General features: G+C 61.8%; 27 protein-coding genes and 1 pseudogene. 22 read left to right on the forward strand and 6 right to left on the reverse strand.

Features of this window, described 5'->3' with window-relative positions; all coding sequences use genetic code 11:
- The 13 genes and pseudogenes from J8G26_RS17575 to J8G26_RS17635 form a co-directional block, all read left to right on the forward strand.
- Nucleotides 1-363: pseudogene (locus tag J8G26_RS17575) on the forward strand (elongation factor Tu); the annotation flags it as partial.
- A 26-nt stretch (nucleotides 364-389) separates the two neighbouring features.
- Complete coding sequence (rpsJ, locus tag J8G26_RS17580) at nucleotides 390-701, forward strand: 30S ribosomal protein S10 (protein WP_005796953.1); 312 nt, start codon at nucleotides 390-392, stop codon at nucleotides 699-701.
- 225 nt (nucleotides 702-926) lie between these two features.
- A complete protein-coding gene (rplC, locus tag J8G26_RS17585) occupies nucleotides 927-1,601 on the forward strand; it encodes a 50S ribosomal protein L3 (RefSeq protein ID WP_007847818.1) in 675 nt (224 codons plus the stop codon).
- The gene (gene rplD / locus J8G26_RS17590) at nucleotides 1,601-2,221 is read left to right on the forward strand and encodes a 50S ribosomal protein L4 (protein ID WP_008906425.1); all 621 of its coding nucleotides are present in this window, start codon (nucleotides 1,601-1,603) and stop codon (nucleotides 2,219-2,221) included. The genes rplC and rplD overlap by 1 nt, the downstream gene beginning before the upstream one ends.
- Nucleotides 2,218-2,532, forward strand: coding sequence for a 50S ribosomal protein L23 (gene rplW, locus J8G26_RS17595; RefSeq protein ID WP_007847815.1), 315 nt, complete (start codon nucleotides 2,218-2,220; stop codon nucleotides 2,530-2,532). The genes rplD and rplW overlap by 4 nt, the downstream gene beginning before the upstream one ends.
- A gap of 2 nt (nucleotides 2,533-2,534) precedes the next feature.
- Nucleotides 2,535-3,359, forward strand: a complete 825-nt coding sequence (gene rplB, locus J8G26_RS17600) for a 50S ribosomal protein L2 (RefSeq protein ID WP_026437400.1) — start codon at nucleotides 2,535-2,537, stop codon at nucleotides 3,357-3,359.
- A gap of 10 nt (nucleotides 3,360-3,369) precedes the next feature.
- Entirely contained in the window at nucleotides 3,370-3,648 is a 279-nt protein-coding gene (gene rpsS, locus J8G26_RS17605) for a 30S ribosomal protein S19 (RefSeq protein WP_005796963.1), read from the forward strand.
- 9 nt (nucleotides 3,649-3,657) lie between these two features.
- Nucleotides 3,658-3,990, forward strand: coding sequence for a 50S ribosomal protein L22 (rplV, locus tag J8G26_RS17610; protein WP_005796970.1), 333 nt, complete (start codon nucleotides 3,658-3,660; stop codon nucleotides 3,988-3,990).
- Between the two features lie 14 nt (nucleotides 3,991-4,004).
- Complete coding sequence (rpsC, locus tag J8G26_RS17615; protein WP_086911060.1) at nucleotides 4,005-4,886, forward strand: 30S ribosomal protein S3; 882 nt, start codon at nucleotides 4,005-4,007, stop codon at nucleotides 4,884-4,886.
- 2 nt (nucleotides 4,887-4,888) lie between these two features.
- Nucleotides 4,889-5,305 (forward strand): 50S ribosomal protein L16, encoded by a 417-nt coding sequence (rplP, locus tag J8G26_RS17620; RefSeq protein ID WP_005796975.1) that lies wholly within the window; start codon nucleotides 4,889-4,891, stop codon nucleotides 5,303-5,305.
- A gap of 16 nt (nucleotides 5,306-5,321) precedes the next feature.
- Nucleotides 5,322-5,516, forward strand: coding sequence for a 50S ribosomal protein L29 (gene rpmC, locus J8G26_RS17625; protein ID WP_024813779.1), 195 nt, complete (start codon nucleotides 5,322-5,324; stop codon nucleotides 5,514-5,516).
- A gap of 9 nt (nucleotides 5,517-5,525) precedes the next feature.
- A complete protein-coding gene (gene rpsQ / locus J8G26_RS17630) occupies nucleotides 5,526-5,795 on the forward strand; it encodes a 30S ribosomal protein S17 (RefSeq protein ID WP_086926311.1) in 270 nt (89 codons plus the stop codon).
- Between the two features lie 116 nt (nucleotides 5,796-5,911).
- Entirely contained in the window at nucleotides 5,912-6,418 is a 507-nt protein-coding gene (locus J8G26_RS17635) for a peroxiredoxin (RefSeq protein ID WP_210570533.1), read from the forward strand.
- A gap of 62 nt (nucleotides 6,419-6,480) precedes the next feature.
- Here J8G26_RS17635 and J8G26_RS17640 read toward each other — a convergent pair whose 3' ends face one another.
- Together J8G26_RS17640 and J8G26_RS17645 are read right to left on the reverse strand one after the other, a co-directional pair.
- Complete coding sequence (locus tag J8G26_RS17640; RefSeq protein ID WP_087743103.1) at nucleotides 6,481-6,972, reverse strand: GNAT family N-acetyltransferase; 492 nt, start codon at nucleotides 6,970-6,972, stop codon at nucleotides 6,481-6,483.
- A gap of 172 nt (nucleotides 6,973-7,144) precedes the next feature.
- The gene (locus tag J8G26_RS17645) at nucleotides 7,145-7,648 is read right to left on the reverse strand and encodes a TlpA disulfide reductase family protein (RefSeq protein WP_087743105.1); all 504 of its coding nucleotides are present in this window, start codon (nucleotides 7,646-7,648) and stop codon (nucleotides 7,145-7,147) included.
- 171 nt (nucleotides 7,649-7,819) lie between these two features.
- Here J8G26_RS17645 and J8G26_RS17650 point away from each other — a divergent pair, with 171 nt between their 5' ends.
- The 4 genes from J8G26_RS17650 to ptsP all read left to right on the forward strand — a co-directional run bounded on the left by J8G26_RS17650 (nucleotide 7,820) and on the right by ptsP (nucleotide 10,975).
- Nucleotides 7,820-8,347, forward strand: coding sequence for a hypothetical protein (locus J8G26_RS17650; protein WP_210570535.1), 528 nt, complete (start codon nucleotides 7,820-7,822; stop codon nucleotides 8,345-8,347).
- Nucleotides 8,348-8,431: 84 nt separating this feature from the next.
- A complete protein-coding gene (locus J8G26_RS17655; RefSeq protein ID WP_087743110.1) occupies nucleotides 8,432-8,881 on the forward strand; it encodes a PTS sugar transporter subunit IIA in 450 nt (149 codons plus the stop codon).
- Nucleotides 8,850-9,119, forward strand: a complete 270-nt coding sequence (locus J8G26_RS17660) for an HPr family phosphocarrier protein (RefSeq protein WP_087743112.1) — start codon at nucleotides 8,850-8,852, stop codon at nucleotides 9,117-9,119. Before J8G26_RS17655 ends, J8G26_RS17660 begins: the two co-directional genes overlap by 32 nt.
- 98 nt (nucleotides 9,120-9,217) lie before the next feature.
- Nucleotides 9,218-10,975 carry a phosphoenolpyruvate--protein phosphotransferase gene (gene ptsP / locus J8G26_RS17665; protein WP_210570537.1) on the forward strand — a complete coding sequence of 586 codons (1,758 nt, stop codon included), beginning with the start codon at nucleotides 9,218-9,220 and terminating at the stop codon, nucleotides 10,973-10,975.
- A gap of 69 nt (nucleotides 10,976-11,044) precedes the next feature.
- Here ptsP and J8G26_RS17670 read toward each other — a convergent pair whose 3' ends face one another.
- The 4 genes from J8G26_RS17670 to J8G26_RS17685 form a co-directional block, all read right to left on the reverse strand.
- On the reverse strand, nucleotides 11,045-11,878 hold the full coding sequence (locus tag J8G26_RS17670) for a DMT family transporter (protein ID WP_087743116.1): 834 nt from the start codon (nucleotides 11,876-11,878) through the stop codon (nucleotides 11,045-11,047).
- A gap of 96 nt (nucleotides 11,879-11,974) precedes the next feature.
- A complete protein-coding gene (gene lipA / locus J8G26_RS17675; RefSeq protein ID WP_087743117.1) occupies nucleotides 11,975-12,955 on the reverse strand; it encodes a lipoyl synthase in 981 nt (326 codons plus the stop codon).
- A gap of 24 nt (nucleotides 12,956-12,979) precedes the next feature.
- Nucleotides 12,980-13,675, reverse strand: coding sequence for a lipoyl(octanoyl) transferase LipB (gene lipB, locus J8G26_RS17680; RefSeq protein WP_210570539.1), 696 nt, complete (start codon nucleotides 13,673-13,675; stop codon nucleotides 12,980-12,982).
- A 3-nt stretch (nucleotides 13,676-13,678) separates the two neighbouring features.
- The gene (locus J8G26_RS17685; RefSeq protein ID WP_210570541.1) at nucleotides 13,679-13,996 is read right to left on the reverse strand and encodes a DUF493 family protein; all 318 of its coding nucleotides are present in this window, start codon (nucleotides 13,994-13,996) and stop codon (nucleotides 13,679-13,681) included.
- Nucleotides 13,997-14,269: 273 nt separating this feature from the next.
- On the opposite strand from J8G26_RS17685, the gene J8G26_RS17690 reads away from it, so the two are divergent.
- Genes J8G26_RS17690 through J8G26_RS17710 form a run of 5 tightly spaced genes read left to right on the forward strand, consistent with a single transcriptional unit; the run spans nucleotide 14,270 to nucleotide 17,025 of the window.
- The gene (locus tag J8G26_RS17690; protein ID WP_210570544.1) at nucleotides 14,270-14,743 is read left to right on the forward strand and encodes an ATP synthase subunit I; all 474 of its coding nucleotides are present in this window, start codon (nucleotides 14,270-14,272) and stop codon (nucleotides 14,741-14,743) included.
- A gap of 19 nt (nucleotides 14,744-14,762) precedes the next feature.
- Complete coding sequence (gene atpB, locus J8G26_RS17695; protein WP_210570546.1) at nucleotides 14,763-15,641, forward strand: F0F1 ATP synthase subunit A; 879 nt, start codon at nucleotides 14,763-14,765, stop codon at nucleotides 15,639-15,641.
- A 57-nt stretch (nucleotides 15,642-15,698) separates the two neighbouring features.
- Nucleotides 15,699-15,968, forward strand: coding sequence for a F0F1 ATP synthase subunit C (atpE, locus tag J8G26_RS17700; protein WP_007847749.1), 270 nt, complete (start codon nucleotides 15,699-15,701; stop codon nucleotides 15,966-15,968).
- A 34-nt stretch (nucleotides 15,969-16,002) separates the two neighbouring features.
- A complete protein-coding gene (locus J8G26_RS17705) occupies nucleotides 16,003-16,473 on the forward strand; it encodes a F0F1 ATP synthase subunit B (protein ID WP_024813794.1) in 471 nt (156 codons plus the stop codon).
- Nucleotides 16,474-16,482: 9 nt separating this feature from the next.
- Complete coding sequence (locus tag J8G26_RS17710) at nucleotides 16,483-17,025, forward strand: F0F1 ATP synthase subunit delta (protein WP_210570548.1); 543 nt, start codon at nucleotides 16,483-16,485, stop codon at nucleotides 17,023-17,025.
- Nucleotides 17,026-17,034 lie beyond the last annotated feature (9 nt).

Here is a 17,034-nt window from a genome sequence, read left to right on the forward strand (position 1 = left end):
GTCGGCCTGCTGCTGCGCGGCACCAAGCGCGAAGACGTGGAGCGCGGCCAAGTGCTGTGCAAGCCCGGCTCGATCAAGCCACATACCCACTTCACCGCTGAAGTGTATGTTCTGAGCAAGGACGAAGGCGGCCGTCACACGCCATTCTTCAACAACTACCGCCCTCAGTTCTACTTCCGCACGACCGACGTGACCGGCGCCATCGAGCTGCCAGCCGACAAGGAAATGGTCATGCCTGGCGACAACGTGTCGATCACTGTGAAGCTGATCAACCCCATCGCCATGGAAGAAGGTCTGCGCTTCGCTATCCGCGAAGGCGGCCGTACCGTGGGCGCTGGCGTCGTGGCCAAGATCATTGCTTAATTTTTGAGCAGAACAAGGAACTTGCCATGTCCAAGCAAAAAATTCGCATCCGCCTGAAGGCGTTTGACTACAAGCTGATCGACCAGTCCGCTGCCGAGATCGTTGACACCGCCAAGCGCACTGGCGCCATTGTCAAGGGCCCCGTGCCCCTGCCAACGCGCATGAAGCGTTTTGACATCCTGCGCTCGCCGCACGTCAACAAGACCAGCCGCGACCAGCTCGAAATCCGCACGCACCAGCGCCTGATGGACATCGTGGACCCCACCGACAAGACGGTGGACGCCCTGATGAAGCTCGACCTGCCCGCCGGCGTGGACGTCGAAATCAAGCTGCAGTAATGGCTGTTGCAAGGTGGGTTCGCCCGCCTTGCAGTGTCTGAAATGGCGCGAACTTGCTTGAAAAAGCAGTTCGCGTTATACTCTAGGGCTTCGCTCAATTTGCGCCTTTTAAAAGGTGCCAGTTGGGGGAAGTTTTAATAACCCTCTTTCATGCATGTGAGTGAAAACTTGCATGCAACGCCGCAGCCAATTGAAGTTGTGGCGGTGGAAGTTTTGGAGAAACAAATGAGTCTGAGCAACTCCCTGGGGTTGCTGGGTCGCAAGGTGGGCATGATGCGTCTGTTCACCGATGACGGGGATGCAGTGCCTGTCACGGTGGTGGATGTTTCCAACAACCGCGTAACCCAGATCAAAACCCAAGAGAACGATGGCTACGTGGCCCTGCAGGTCACGTTCGGTTCGCGCAAGGCATCGCGCGTGACCAAGCCAGAAGCCGGTCACCTTGCCAAGGCAGGTGTGGAAGCCGGTGAAATCATCCAGGAATTCCGCGTGACCGCCGATACCGCAGCCCAGTACCAAGCTGGCGCATCGGTGGCTGTGACGTCCGTGTTTTCCGTGGGTCAGAAGGTCGACGTGCAAGGCACTTCGATCGGTAAAGGCTACGCCGGTACCATCAAGCGCCACAACATGAGCTCGCAGCGCGCGTCGCACGGTAACAGCCGTTCGCACAACGTGCCTGGCTCGATCGGTATGGCACAAGACCCCGGTCGCGTGTTCCCCGGCAAGCGCATGACGGGCCACCTGGGCGATGTCACCAAGACCACGCAAAACCTCGATGTCATCCGCATCGACGAAGCGCGTCAACTGCTCTTGATCAAGGGCGCTATTCCGGGCTCCAAGGGTGGGTTCGTGACGGTGCGTCCAGCGATCAAGGCCAAAGCCTCCAAAGGAGCGAACTAATGCAGCTCGAACTCCTGAATGACCAAGGCCAGGGCGCATCCAAGCTGGATGTTCCTGAAACCGTGTTCGGTCGTGAATACAACGAAGATCTGGTGCACCAGATCGTGGTGGCCTACCAGGCCAACGCACGCCAAGGCACTCGCGCCCAGAAGGACCGTGAGCAAGTCCGTCACTCGACCAAGAAGCCTTTCAAGCAAAAGGGTACGGGTAACGCACGTGCAGGTATGACTTCCTCGCCTCTGTGGCGCGGGGGCGGTCGGATTTTCCCGAACATGCCTGACGAAAATTTCACGCAGAAGATCAACAAGAAGATGTACCGCGCCGGTATGTCTGCCATCTTGTCGCAGCTGGCCCGCGAAGGCCGTCTGGCTGTGGTCGATTCGCTGAAGCTTGATTCGCCCAAGACCAAGGTCCTGGCCGACAAGTTCAAGGCGATGAACCTGCAATCGGTGATGGTGATCGCCGATGAAGTGGACGAAAACCTGTACCTGGCTTCGCGCAATCTGGTGAACGTGCTCGTCGTCGAGCCGCGTTACGCCGATCCCGTGTCGCTGGTGCGTTTCAAGAAAGTGCTCGTCACCAAGGGTGCAATCGACAAACTCAAGGAGATGTTCGCATGAGCACACTCAAGTTTGACGAAGGTCGTCTGATGCAAGTGCTGGTCGCTCCCATCGTGTCCGAAAAGGCCACCATGGTTGCCGAGAAGTCCAATGCTGTGACGTTCAAGGTGCTGCAGAACGCTACCAAGCCAGAAATCAAGGCCGCTGTGGAATTGATGTTCAAGGTCGAGGTCAAGGGCGTTTCTGTGGTGAACACCAAAGGCAAGACCAAGCGTTTCGGCAAGACCGTCGGCCGCCGCGACAACGTTCGCAAGGCATACGTCACGCTGCAGCCTGGTCAAGAGCTGAACCTGTCTGGGGAGGCCGCGTAATCATGGCTGTCATCAAGATGAAACCCACTTCGCCCGGCCAACGTGCCGTGGTGAAGGTCACGCGTGACCACCTGTACAAGGGTGAAGCGTACGCCCCGCTGCTGGAGCCACAATTCCAGAAGGCCGGTCGTAACAACAACGGTCACATCACGACGCGCCACAAGGGCGGTGGTCACAAGCACCACTACCGCGTGGTGGACTTCAAGCGCAACAAGGACGGCATTGCCGCCAAGGTTGAGCGCATTGAGTACGATCCCAACCGCACGGCCCACATCGCTCTGGTGTGCTATGCCGACGGCGAGCGTCGCTACATCATCGCTCCCCGCGGTCTGGAAGCTGGCGCAACGCTGATGAGCGGTTCGGAAGCCCCGATCCGCGCAGGCAACACGCTGCCGATCCGCAACATCCCCGTGGGCTCGACGATCCACTGCATCGAGCTCAAGCCCGGTGCCGGTGCCCAGATCGCTCGCTCGGCAGGTGCTTCGGCAACGCTGCTGGCCCGTGAAGGCATCTACGCCCAGGTGCGTATGCGTTCCGGTGAAGTGCGCAAGATTCATATCGAATGCCGCGCCACCATTGGCGAAGTGGCCAACGAAGAGCACAGCCTGCGCCAATTGGGCAAGGCCGGTGTGAAGCGCTGGATGGGTATTCGTCCTACGGTTCGCGGCGTTGCCATGAACCCGGTGGATCACCCTCACGGTGGTGGCGAAGGCCGCACCGGCGAAGGCCGTCATGCAGTCGATCCTTGGGGCAATCTGACCAAGGGTTATCGCACCCGTAACAACAAGCGCACACAGGTCATGATTGTGTCGCGTCGCAAGAAGTAAGGGGTAACAGATGACTCGCTCTCTTAAAAAGGGTCCATTTGTTGACCATCACTTGCTGGCCAAGGTCGAAAAGGCCGTTGCCACCAAGGATAAGAAACCAGTGAAGACCTGGTCGCGTCGCTCCATGGTTCTGCCCGAGTTCATCGGTCTGACCATTGCCGTGCACAACGGCAAGCAGCACGTACCTGTCTACGTCACCGACCAGATGGTGGGCCACAAGCTGGGCGAATTCGCCCTGACGCGCACCTTCAAGGGTCACCCCGCGGACAAAAAAGTCCAGAAGAAATAAGGAACGACCATGTCTGAAACACGTGCAGTCCTCCGGGGCGTCCGTCTGTCGGTCGACAAAGGCCGTCTGGTCGCTGATCTGATCCGCGGCAAGAAGGTGGACCAGGCCCTGAACATCCTGACGTTCACGCAGAAAAAAGCTGCTGGCATCGTCAAGAAGGTTCTGGAATCGGCAATCGCCAATGCAGAACACAACGATGGCGCTGACATCGACGAACTGAAGGTCAAGACCATCTACGTCGAACAAGGCACCACGCTCAAGCGCTTCACCGCGCGCGCCAAAGGCCGCGGCAATCGCATCAGCAAGCCCACGTGCCATGTGTACGTGACGGTTGGTAACTGAGGCCAAGGAAGACTATGGGACAGAAAATCCATCCTACCGGCTTCCGCCTTGCGGTCAGCCGCAACTGGTCCAGCCGTTGGTACGCCAGCAACCGCGATTTCGCGGGCATGCTGGCCGAAGACATCAAGGTGCGCGAGTACCTGAAGGCCAAGTTGAAGAACGCCGCCGTGTCGCGCATCCTGATTGAGCGCCCCGCCAAGAACGCCCGCATCACCATTTACTCGGCACGTCCGGGCGTGGTGATCGGCAAGAAGGGTGAAGACATCGAGAACCTCAAGAAGGAACTCGCTGCTCGCCTGGGCGTGCCGGTCGCAGTGAACATCGAAGAAGTGCGCAAGCCCGAAATCGATGCCAAGCTGATCGCCGACAGCATCACGCAGCAGCTCGAAAAGCGCATCATGTTCCGCCGCGCCATGAAGCGCGCCATGCAAAACGCCATGCGTCTGGGTGCCCAGGGCATCAAGATCATGTCGTCCGGTCGTCTGAACGGTATCGAAATCGCACGTTGCGAGTGGTACCGTGAAGGCCGCGTGCCACTTCACACGCTGCGTGCCGATATCGACTACGGTACCTCCGAAGCCAAGACCACCTACGGTGTGATCGGCGTCAAGGTCTGGGTCTACAAGGGTGACACCCTGGGCCGCAACGATCTGCCGGCTGTGGAAACCCCACGTCCGGAAGAAGAGCGTCGCCCACGTGGCCCGCGCCGTGATGGCCGCCCAGGTGGCGACCGTCCAGGTGCTGGTCGTGGTCCCCGCCGTCCCATGGGCGCCAACAGCGCCCCTGCCGATGGCAGCGACAAGCCCGTCGGCGCCGGTGGCGCCGATGCAACCGCCGTTAAGCGCGTTCGTAAAGTTGACGCGCCCGCTACAGCAGCGGACGGCAAAGGAGAATAAAGATGCTGCAACCTGCTCGCCGCAAGTACCGCAAGGAGCAAAAGGGCCGTAATACCGGTGTCGCAACGCGGGGTGCCTCCGTTGCGTTCGGTGATTTCGGTCTGAAGTGCACCGATCGTGGCCGTCTGACGGCCCGCCAGATCGAAGCTGCACGCCGTGCGATTTCCCGTCACGTCAAGCGTGGCGGCCGTATCTGGATCCGCGTGTTCCCGGACAAGCCAATCTCTACCAAGCCCGCAGAAGTGCGTATGGGTAACGGTAAGGGCAACCCCGAGTACTACGTGGCTGAAATCCAGCCCGGCAAGATCGTTTTTGAAATCGTGGGCGTGCCTGAAGAACTGGCCCGCGAAGCGTTCCGCCTGGCTGCCGCCAAGCTGCCGCTGCGCACCACGTTTGTCAGCCGCCTGATTGGCTCGTAATTCAGGAGAACATGCAATGAAAGCTACTGAACTGCGCCAAAAAGACGTCGCCGGCATCGAAACCGAAATCAAGGCTTTGCAAAAAGCCCATTTCGGTCTGCGCATGCAGAAGGCCACGCAACAGCTGGGTAACACCAACACGCTGCGTACCACCCGTCGCGACATCGCTCGCGCCAAGACCATTCTTGCTGAAAAGCAAGCCGCCAAGTAAGGAGCCCCTATGACGGAACCTAAAAAATCCCTCAAGCGCACCTTGATTGGCAAGGTGGTCAGCGACAAGCGTCAAAAGACCGTGACTGTGCTGGTTGAGCGCCGTGTGAAGCACGAGCTCTACGGCAAGATCGTCGGCAAGTCGAGCAAGTACCACGCCCATGATGAAAAGGGCGAGTACAAGCTGGGCGACACGATCGAAATCACCGAGAGCCGTCCGCTCTCCAAGACCAAGAACTGGGTTGCTACCCGTCTGGTTCAAAAGGCCGGCCTGCTCTAAGCCCTAAAGGCTGACGGCTGCAAAGCCCTTCAAAACGACCCACAATGTGGGTCGTTTTGCTTTGTGGGATGCAATGTGCACCCCGGCGGAATTTCCTCAGCCTTTTGGAGATGAACATGATCAAAGTCGGTGATACCCTGCCCGCCACCACCCTGATGGAATACACGGAAGTGGAGGGCGAAGGTTGCAGCATCGGCCCGAACGCCGTGCCCGTGGACAAGGCCACCGCCGGCAAGACCATTGCGCTGTTTGCCCTGCCGGGTGCCTTCACCCCCACCTGTTCTGCCCAGCATGTGCCCGGCTATGTGGCGAAGGCGGCGGAGTTCAAGGCGGCGGGCGTGGACGAGATCTGGTGCGTGAGCGTCAACGATGCCTTTGTAATGGGTGCCTGGGCGCGCGACCAGAAGACCGATGGCAAGGTGCGCATGCTCGGCGACGGCGATGCCGCCTTTGCCAAGGCCACGGGCCTGACGCTGGACCTGACGGGCAAGGGGCTCGGTCTGCGCAGCAACCGCTATTCGATGCTGGTGCGCGACGGCAAGGTCGTCACGCTCAATGTGGAAGCCCCCGGGCAGTTCGCCGTGAGCGATGCCGATACGTTGCTGGCGCAAGCCAAGGCTTGATGGTTGCTATAAAATAAGTAGCTGCAGGCGCTTTATATATAAGCGCTTGCAGCCTATTTGGCTCAAAGAATGTCCGCCTTGAGGTAATGCGCCCCGGCAATGGGGTTGTGATAGTAGGGCGGAATTTCCTCGAAGCCGAGGTCGCCATACAAGGCCCGCGCGGACTCCATTTCGTCCAGCGTATCGAGCAGCACGCAGGCGTAACCGGCCTGCCGCGCCGCATCCAGCGCGGCCTCGGCCAGCTGCCGGCCCAGGCCAAAGCCCCGAAACGCCTTGCGCACATACAGGCGTTTCATTTCGGCGGCGTTGGGGTAGTCTGCTGTGTCCATCGGGCGCAAGGCGCAGCAGCCGGCAATGGCACCGTCCACCTCGGCCAGCAGCAAATGCCCGCGCGGTGCTGCGTACTCTCCAGGCAACTGCGCCAGTTCGGTTTCGAAATCCTGAAAGCACAAATCGACATCCAGGCTGTCGGCATACTCCCGGAAGATGGCTCGCACCGCCTCCAGCTCATGGGGCTGGGACGGGGTCAGCAGGGTGACAGGTAGCTTTTCCACAACGCAAGCGGGCTGATGCAAAAGAACAGTGTAGCGGCACTGGCCTGCAGGCAGCACTGCATGAAGGCCTGAGCCCAACCCGGAGCTCCCAACCCGTGCCCACCATCAGGATGTTGCGGCGCAGGCCGCACGCACGACCAAAGCCTGCGGGGCAACTATCGATGGCAGTGAATCAGGTTTCTGCCAGCAGTTTTTCGATCAGCCGGTGCAGTTCCGGAAAGTCGGGGGCCCCGACATAGCTTTTCACAATCTCGCCGCGCTTGTTGACGATGAACGTCGAGGGCGTCAGGCGCACGTCGCCCCAGGCCTTCGCTGCCGCGCCCGTGTTGTCGAGCGCCACCTTGAACGGCAGCTTGCGCGATTCGGCAAAGTTCACCACGTAGCTGGGCGGGTCGTAGCTCATGGCCACGGCCAGGGTGTCAAAGCCCTGGGCGTGGTATTTGTTGTGGGTGGCGATGATTTCGGGCATCTCGGCCACGCAGGTGGTGCAGCTGGTGGCCCAGAAATTCACCAGCGTGACCTTGCCGCGCAGATCGGCAGTGGTTTGGCGCGAGCCGTCCAGCAGCACGAACGTGGATTCGGGCGCCGCAGAACGCCCGGCGTCCAGATACACCCACGCACCCACGCCGACAAAAGCCACCAATGCGGCGCCCACCGCCCAATGCTTGATACCCATGACATCCTCATCCAAAAACTGTGGGCCACGCCCAAGGCTGCATTGTGCAGGACTCCCTGCCCATCCTGTCGCCCCGTGTGACCATTTAAAAGAGACTTCGTACGGCCATAAAAGTTCGCTCGGGCGGGGCATGGCGCCGCGCCGCTGCATGCCACTGCCCATAATCGGGCCATGAACTGGACATTGACCTGGCCCGTCGCCCTGCTGCTGGCCGCCTGCAGCCCCGCCCTGAACTGGCGCAGCGTGCCGCTCGACGGCGCCGCGCTCATTGCCACCCTGCCATGCAAGCCCGACCATGCCACGCGCACCGTGGAAATGGCTGGTGCGCCGGTGGAACTGGCCATGGCAGGCTGCGAGGCCGACAACGCCACTTTTGCCGTCTCGTCCACCGCGCTGCCCGATCCGGCCCGTGCCGACACGGCGCTGGCGCACTGGCGGGCTGCGGTGCTGGCGCGCGTGGGGGCGGTCAACCTGCAGTCCGAACAGGCATTTGCACCGCCGGGCACGCTGCCACTGCCGTCGGCGGTGCGCCTGGTGGCGCAGGGCCGGCGCGCGGATGGCACGCCCGTCACCGTGCAGGGTGTGTGGTTTGCGCGCGCGGTGGGCCCGCAAGTGCGGCTGTACCACGCGGTGGTGTACACCGCCAAGCCCCGGCCCGACGTGGCCGACGCCCTTTTTGCCGGCCTGAGCCTTCAATGAGCCTGTTGCAGCCGCGCACCGCCCGCGGCCGGACTGTGGCGGCAGCGTTTTGGGCCGCCATAATGCAAGGCAAACCATCACACCATGAGCACCAGCATTCTCATCATTGCCCACGCCCCGCTGGCGCATGCCTTGCGCGAATGCGCGCTGCATGTGTTTGCCGACTGTGGCGACAGCGTGGCGGCGCTGGACGTGCAGCCCCACGCGGCCCCTGAAGACAGCCTGGCGCAGGCGCACGGCCTGCTGGAGCAGCTGGGCATCCATTCCACGCTGGTGCTGACCGACTTGTTTGGCGCCACGCCCTGCAATATCGCCCAGCGCCTGGTGGACGGCGTTGGCTCGCGCCTGGTGGCGGGGGTGAACCTGCCCATGCTGCTGCGTGCCGTGAGCTACCGGGCTGAACCCCTGGATGCCGTGGTATCGCGCGCCGTGGTGGGCGGCACCCAGGGTGTGATGCAGGTGGCCATTGCGGCGCCGCAGAACCAGATTCGACGAAATTCCCATGACCAAGACCCGTACAACCATCAACAATAAGCTGGGCCTGCATGCCCGGGCGTCGGCCAAGCTGACCAAGCTGGCGGGCAGTTTCCCCTGCGATGTTTTCATGAGCCGGGGCGAGCGCCGCATCAACGCCAAGAGCATCATGGGCGTAATGATGCTGGCCGCTGGCATGGGCACCGAGGTGGAAATCGAGACCATTGGCGAGCGCGAGCAGGAGGCCATGGATGCACTGCTTGCGTTGATTGCCGACAAGTTCGGCGAGGGCGAGTGATCTTGGCTGCCGTGCGTGCCGATCGCGCGGGGCGCTGGCCCGGCACGATGCGCCTGGGCTGACGCGGTGGTAGAACAGTTGCCAGAAAAGGATCTTCGATGACGTTTTCCGTCCACGGTCTTGCGGTTGCCCGGGGCATCGCCATTGGCCGGGCCGTGCTGGTGGCTTCGAGCCGCGTGGATGTGGCGCACTATTTCATCCAGCCCGAGCAGGTGCTGGCGGAAGTCGAGCGGGTGCGCCAGGGGCGCAACGCGGTGGCCGAGGAATTGCAGCGCCTGCAGGCCGACATGCCGCCCGATGCGCCGCCCGAGCTGACCGCGCTGCTGGATGTGCACCTGATGCTGCTGCAGGACGAGATGCTCACTGGCGGGGTCAAGCACTGGATCTCTGAGCGCCTGTACAACGCCGAATGGGCACTGACCACGCAGTTCGAACTGATCGCGCGCCAGTTCGACGAGATGGAAGACGAATACCTGCGCGAGCGCAAGGCCGACCTGGAGCAGGTGGTCGAGCGCATCCTGCGCTACATGAAAGGCGTGGCCAGCCCAGTGGCGCCGCCTGCCAGCAGCCCGCGCCGCAAGACCCAGCAAGACCTGCTGCTCGACGACACGGTGGATGTGCCCCTGGTGCTGGTAGCGCACGACCTGTCGCCGGCCGACATGCTGCAGTTCAAGCAAAGCGTGTTCGCCGGCTTCGTGACCGATGTGGGCGGCAAGACCTCGCACACCGCTATCGTGGCGCGCAGCATGGACATTCCGGCCGTGGTGGGGGCGCGTTCGGCCAGCCAGCTGGTGCGCCAGGACGACTGGGTCATCATCGACGGCGATGCCGGGGTGATGATTGTCGATCCCTCGCCTATCATCCTGGCCGAATACGGCTTTCGCCAGCGCCAGATTGATCTGGAGCGCGAGCGCCTGGCGCGCCTGCGCCACACGCCCGCGGTCACGCTCGACGGCCACAAGGTGGAGCTGCTGGCCAACATCGAGCAGCCCGGCGATGCCGCGGCCGCCGTGCGCGCTGGCGCCGTGGGTGTGGGGCTGTTCCGCAGCGAATTCCTGTTCATGGGAAAAAACGGCAATTTGCCCGACGAAGACGAACAATACCGCGCGTACTGCGAGGCTATTGACGGCATGCAGGGCCTGCCGGTCACCATCCGCACCATCGACGTGGGCGCCGACAAGCCGCTCGACAAAGGCTTCAAGGACACGCACCTGAACCCGGCGCTGGGCTTGCGCGCCATCCGCTGGAGCCTGGCCGATCCGTCGATGTTCCGAAACCAGCTGCGTGCCGTGTTGCGCGCCGCGGCCTATGGCAAGGTCAAGCTGTTGTTCCCGATGCTGGCGCACCTGCACGAAATCGAGCAGACGCTGGCCCAGGTCGAGCTGGCGCGTGCCGAGCTGGATGCACGGGGCGTACCCTATGGTCCGGTCGAGCTCGGTGCCATGATCGAGGTGCCCGCAGCCGCGCTGATGGTGCGCAGCTTTCTGCGGTATTTCGACTTTCTGTCCATCGGCACCAATGACCTCATCCAGTACACCCTGGCCATTGATCGGGCCGACGAAGCCGTGGCACACCTGTATGACCCCTTGCACCCCGCCGTGCTGCGCCTGGTGGCCGACGTGATCGCCGAGGGCGAGCGCCAGGGCAAGAGCGTGTGCGTGTGCGGTGAAACCGCCGGTGACGTGACCATGACGCGCCTCTTGCTTGGACTGGGCTTGCGCAGTTTTTCCATGCATCCGGCGCAGATCCTGGCCGTGAAGCAGGAGATCTTGCGGGCCGACACGCGCAAGCTGGCCCCGTGGGCGCAGCAGGTGCTTACAGGCGACGAACTTCCGGCGGCCTCGCTGATGATTTGATTTGCTATTGATTGGATAGCTGCTTACGCTTGATGGACGGGCGCTAGAGGCCTATTTTGCTCAAATTCATCAGCGGGCACGCATGCCCATCACGGCGGCGCTGATGATCATGGCCGTGGCGACGGCGATGCTCCAGCTGAACGGTCGGTCGCTTACCACCAGCAGCAGCGCGGTGGAGGCCAGCGGCGTGAGGTAGCTCAGGATGCCGATATGCCGCGCATCCCCGAGCTTGAGCGCCTTGTCCCACAGAAAGAACGACGCGCCCAGCGGGCCCAGGCCCAGCACGGCCAGCAGTGCCCAGTCGCGCGCCTGCAGCGACACGGCCGGCTCCAGCACCACATGGCACAGCAGCGACAGCACGCCCGACACCAGCCCGAACAGACCAATGGCCGTGGTGGGGAAGACCGCCACGCGCTTGGTCAGCAGCGAGTAGGTGGCCCAGATAAAGGCGGCGGCGAGGGCGGGCAGATAGCCCCAGGCGAGCGTGCCGCTGAGTTCACGCCCACCCGCCATGGCAATTGCCGCGCCGGCAAAACCGAGCAGTGCGGCCAGCACATGCGGCAGGCGCAGTGCCACGCCGGGCAGCACCACCGGTGCCAGCACCACGATGAACAGCGGCCACAGGTAGTTGACCAGGTTGGCCTCGACCGGCGGGGCATGGCGCAGCGCGATGAACAGCAGGAAGTGGTACGCAAACAGGCCATACACGCCCAGCGCCAGCGTGCGCGCGGGAATGCGCCATTGCGAGGGATCGCGCAGCACAAAAGGCCATGCAGGCACGCTGCCGATGATGAGTGCGATGCCCGTGAGCAGGAATGGCGGAATGTGCGTGAGCGAAACGCCCAACGAGGCGAGCGAGGCCCACAGGGCGATGGCGCCCAAGGCGTACAGATTGGCTTGCATGCGCTGACTATAGGCGGGCGCCGCGCTGCGTCGGGCTGGGTGGCGGCGCAGGCAGCGCCGGTCGGCTCGCAACCAGTGGGCGTCGCTGCGCTGGATTTACACGCCGGCGGCGTGCGCTTGCTGGTCGGCGTGGTAGCTGCTGCGCACCATGGCGCCCACGGCGGCATGGCTGAAGCCCATTTTGTAGGCCTCTTCCTCGAACATCTTGAAGGTGTCGGGGTGCACGTAGCGGCGCACCGGCAGGTGGCTGTTGCTGGGCGCCAGGTACTGGCCGATGGTCAGCATGTCGATGTTGTGCGACCGCATGTCGCGCATCACCTGCAGGATCTCGTCGTCTGTCTCGCCCAGGCCGACCATGATGCCGCTCTTGGTAGGCACATTGGGGTGCAGGGCCTTGAACTTTTTCAGCAGGTTCAGGCTGAACTGGTAGTCGGAGCCGGGGCGCGCTTCCTTGTACAGGCGGGGCGCGGTTTCCAGGTTGTGGTTCATCACGTCGGGCGGGGCGGCTTTCAGGATCTCCAGGGCGCGGTCGTCGCGGCCGCGGAAGTCGGGCACCAAAATCTCGATTTGCGTCTGGGGCGAGAGTTCGCGGATGTTCTGGATGCACTCCACAAAGTGGCCGCTGCCGCCATCGCGCAGGTCGTCGCGGTCCACGCTGGTGATCACCACGTATTTGAGCTTGAGCGCGGCAATGGTCTTGGCCAGGTTCAGCGGCTCGTCCTTGTCGAGCGGATCGGGGCGGCCATGGCCCACGTCGCAGAACGGGCAGCGGCGCGTGCACTTGTCGCCCATGATCATGAAGGTGGCCGTGCCCTTGCCAAAGCATTCGCCAATGTTGGGGCACGACGCTTCTTCGCAGACGGTGTGCAGCTTGTGCTCGCGCAGGATGTCCTTGATCTCGTAAAAGCGCGTGGTGGGGCTGCCCGCTTTCACGCGGATCCATTCGGGCTTCCTGAGTACCTCGCCTTGTTCCACCTTGATGGGAATGCGCGACAGCTTGGCCGCTGCCTTCTGCTTTGCCAGTGGGTTGTAGGTTTCGGCGGATTGCGCTTCGCGGACGACTTCAGGGGTGCTCATGGGGTGTAGGCGGCGTAGAGGGGTTCAAGGCACCAGGCGAATGCTGAGCTGCTGGCCCAGCACCTGCGCGGCTTCGTCCCAGGTGGTGTGGACCCCGATTGTAGAAAGGTCCACCGTTTTCAATCCTGCGTAACCGCAAGGGTTGATGCGTTCATAAGGTTCGAGGTCCATCGCCACATTGAGCGCCACGCCGTGGTAGGTGCAGTGCCGGCTGACCTTGATGCCCAGTGCCGCAATTTTGCCCAGGCCCTCGAAGTCGGGTGCCGGGGCTTCACCGCCTGTGCGTTTTTGCGGGCGCTGGGGCAGCAGGGCGTGGCTGTGGGGGTCATCCAGGCGCACATAGATGCCCGGTGCGCCGCCCACGCGGTGGCCGGTGACGCCAAAGTACGCCAGCGTGCGGATCACGGCCTCTTCCACGCGGTAAACGTATTCCTTGACGAAGTAGCCGGCGCGCTGCAGGTCGATCAGCGGGTATGCAACCACCTGCCCGGGGCCATGGAAGGTGACCTGCCCGCCGCGGTTGGTGGCGAGCACGGGAATGTCGCCAGGGTGCAGGATGTGATCGCTTTTGCCTGCTAGCCCTTGCGTGTAAAGCGGTGCGTGCTCACATATCCAGAGCGCATCGGGACTCTCTGGCGTGCGATTCGCCGTGTAGTCCTGCATGGCCTGCACGGTGGCGGCGTAATCGACCCGCCCCAGCGTGCGAATGTCGATGGCCATGCCTTACAGCACCACTTTCACCAGGGGGTGGGACGACAGCGCACGGTACAGGCCATCGAGCTGCTCACGGCTGGTGGCGGTGATGGTGATGGTGACGCCGAGGTAGTTGCCTGCACGGCTGTCGCGCAGCTCAATCGTGGCCGCATCGAAGGTCGGGTCAAACTGGCGGGCCAGCTCGGTGACCGCATGCACGAAACCATCCACCTTGGCGCCCATGACTTTGATGGGAAACATGGATGGATATTCGATCAGCGAGTCCTTGCGGGGATCATCGGCTGATGGTGTGGTGCCGTTGGCTGCTGGAATCGAAGGGGGTGTCATGGTTGAGTTGCTTCGTTTTTAATAGCTGTAGACGCTTTTCCATTGTGGGGAAAAGCCGGTTGGGAGTCAGGTGCCCTTGAGGCACCCGTGCTTCATGACGGTGCAAGAAAACGGCCTTTTTACCCCATGCGCCGTTGGCCAGCGGCTACAACAGTGCAGCGAACGCACCACTTTCGCCACGACATTGCGGGTCTTTGTCGTTTGTCACGGGTTTGTACTTATAATTAGAGGCTTTGTGAAAGTTCCAGTCTGTAACGCGGGCGTCATTCATCAATGAAAACAATCGCGCCTGAGATGGAAGCTGAGGCTGAAGAATCTGACTTCAAGCCCCTGACGGCCCTGGAGGCTGAGCAGTGGCGCCGTCGAAATCCTCCCGTCTCGGTGTGGGGGGTTGTGGTGAGTCAGGTGCTGGCTGGGGTGTTGGTGGCCCTGGTGGCCTGGTTGTTGACGGGCAGGGCGTCGGTGGGCTGGTCTGCAGCTTACGGTGCTTTGGCGGTGGTGGCTCCTGCTGCGTTGTTTGCGCGCGGTGTTTTGCGCCACAAGGCGTCTGCCAATCCGCGAGCGGCCATGGTGGGATTCTTTGGCTGGGAAATCGCCAGGATCGTGTTGACGGTGGCGCTGCTGGCGGCGGCACCTCGGCTGGTGCCGGAATTGAGCTGGATTGCTCTGCTGGTGGGTATGGTGGTCGCAATGAAAATGTACTGGGTGGCACTGTTGGTGCGGCCTGGTGTCCGAAAAACCGATTGATAGAGAGAAGAGTTGTCCGATGGCCGCAGAAGCGCACGCTCCGACTGCAAGTGAATACATCGTTCACCACCTGCAGCATCTTCAAAACATCAACCAGACCAAGATTGTTGACTTCACTGTCTTCAACTATGACTCCATCATCGTGGGGTTGGTGCTGGGTGCTCTCACGCTTTTGATCCTGTGGTCGGCCGCCCGCAAGGCAACCTCGGGTGTTCCTGGCCGTTTCCAGGCGGCCGTGGAAATTCTGGTTGAAATGGTGGACAACCAGGCCAAGGCCAATATCCACAACGCCGAGAGCCGCAAGTTCATTGCGCCGTTGGGTCTCACGGTGTTCGTCTGGATCTTCCTGATGAATTTCATGGACATGCTGCCCGTGGATCTGTTGCCTGCACTGTGGGCTCAGGTGTATGGTGCTGCGGGCCACGATCCGGCCCATGCCTATCTGCGCGTCGTGCCGACCGCCGACCTGTCCACGACCCTCGGCCTTGCTTTCGCCGTGCTGATTCTGCGCTTCTGGTACAGCGTCAAGGTCAAGGGCGCAGGGGGCTGGGCGCACGAACTCGTGTCCGCTCCGTTCGGCACCAGCAAGAACCCCATCTTCGCCCTGATCCTGGGCGTGGTGAATCTGCTGATGCAGATCATTGAATATGTCGCCAACACCGTGTCGCATGGCATGCGGTTGTTCGGCAACATGTACGCTGGCGAACTGGTGTTCATGCTGATTGCCCTGATGGGTGGTGCGGCTGCGCTGTCGCTGTCGGGTGTGCTGCTTCCTGTGGGCCATGTGATTGCTGGCACCATCTGGACGCTGTTCCACATTCTGGTGATCACCCTGCAGGCATTCATTTTCATGATGCTGGCATTGATCTACCTTGGTCAGGCGCACAACGCCCACTAAGCTTTCCCTTTCGTTGTTTCTTTCCCTAACCTTTCTTTTTTTAACTCAGGAGTCATCATGGAAAACATTCTCGGTCTCGTCGCTCTGGCTTGTGGTCTGATCGTTGGTCTCGGCGCTATCGGTGCCTCCATCGGTATTGCACTGATGGGCGGCAAGTTCCTCGAATCGTCGGCTCGCCAGCCTGAACTGATCAACGAACTGCAAACCAAGATGTTCATCTTGGCTGGTCTGATCGATGCGGCTTTCCTGATCGGTGTGGCTATCGCTCTGCTGTTCGCATTCGCCAACCCCTTCGCTTCGACGTTCTTGGCCAACCTGCCCAAGTAATTCCCGTTCAACGCCACTCTAGAAAGGTGTTGCCGTGAGTATCAATGCGACCCTGTTCGTTCAGGCCATTGTCTTCCTGATCTTGGTGTGGTTCACGATGAAATTCGTGTGGCCGCCGATCGCGAAGGCGCTGGATGAGCGAGCCCAGAAAATCGCCGATGGCCTCGCCGCTGCCGACCGTGCCAAATCCGAACTGACCGCTGCCAACCAGCGCGTGGAAAAGGAACTGTCACAGGCGCGCAACGAAACGGCCTCGCGTCTTGCGGACGCCGATCGTCGTGCCCAGGCCATCGTGGAAGAGGCCAAGGCCCGTGCCACCGAGGAAGGCAACAAGATCGTTGCTGCTGCGCGCGCCGAAGCCGAGCAGCAGACGGTGCAGGCCCGCGAATCCCTGCGTGAGCAGGTGGCAGCACTGGCCGTCAAGGGTGCCGAGCAGATTCTCCGCAAGGAAGTCAACGCTGGCGTCCATGCCGACCTGCTCAACCGCCTGAAGACCGAGCTGTAAGGGGACAACATGGCAGAACTCGCCACCATTGCACGCCCTTACGCCGATGCCTTGTTCAAGGCCGCTACAGCGGGTGCGGGCGTCGATCTGGGCAGCACTGCTGCCTGGGTGGACGAACTGGCGGCGATTGCCGCCAACCCCCAGTTGCGCCAGCTGGCGGACAACCCCAAGGTGACGGCAGACCAGGTGTTTGACGTCCTTACGGGTGTAGCGCGGTCCGCGCTGCCCGAAATGGCGAAGAATTTCCTGCGCACAGTCATCGACAACGGGCGTCTCAATGCACTCCCCGAAGTGGCTGAGCAATTTCGTGCCCTCGTGAATCGCCGCAACGGATCTTCGGACGCCGTGGTGTACAGCGCCTTCCCCATGGATGGCGCGGCATTGGCGGACGTCGGTGCAGCGCTGGAAAAGCGCTTTGGCCGCAAGCTCAATCTCACCGTGCAGCAGGACGAATCCTTGATCGGTGGCATTCGCGTAGTGGTGGGTGACGAGGTGCTGGACACTTCGGTCAAGGCCCGTCTTGAACAAATGAAAGCGGTCCTCACCGCGTAATGCGGCGAG

The organism is Acidovorax sp. JG5 (assembly GCF_017939685.1).
Classification (GTDB): domain Bacteria; phylum Pseudomonadota; class Gammaproteobacteria; order Burkholderiales; family Burkholderiaceae_C; genus Acidovorax.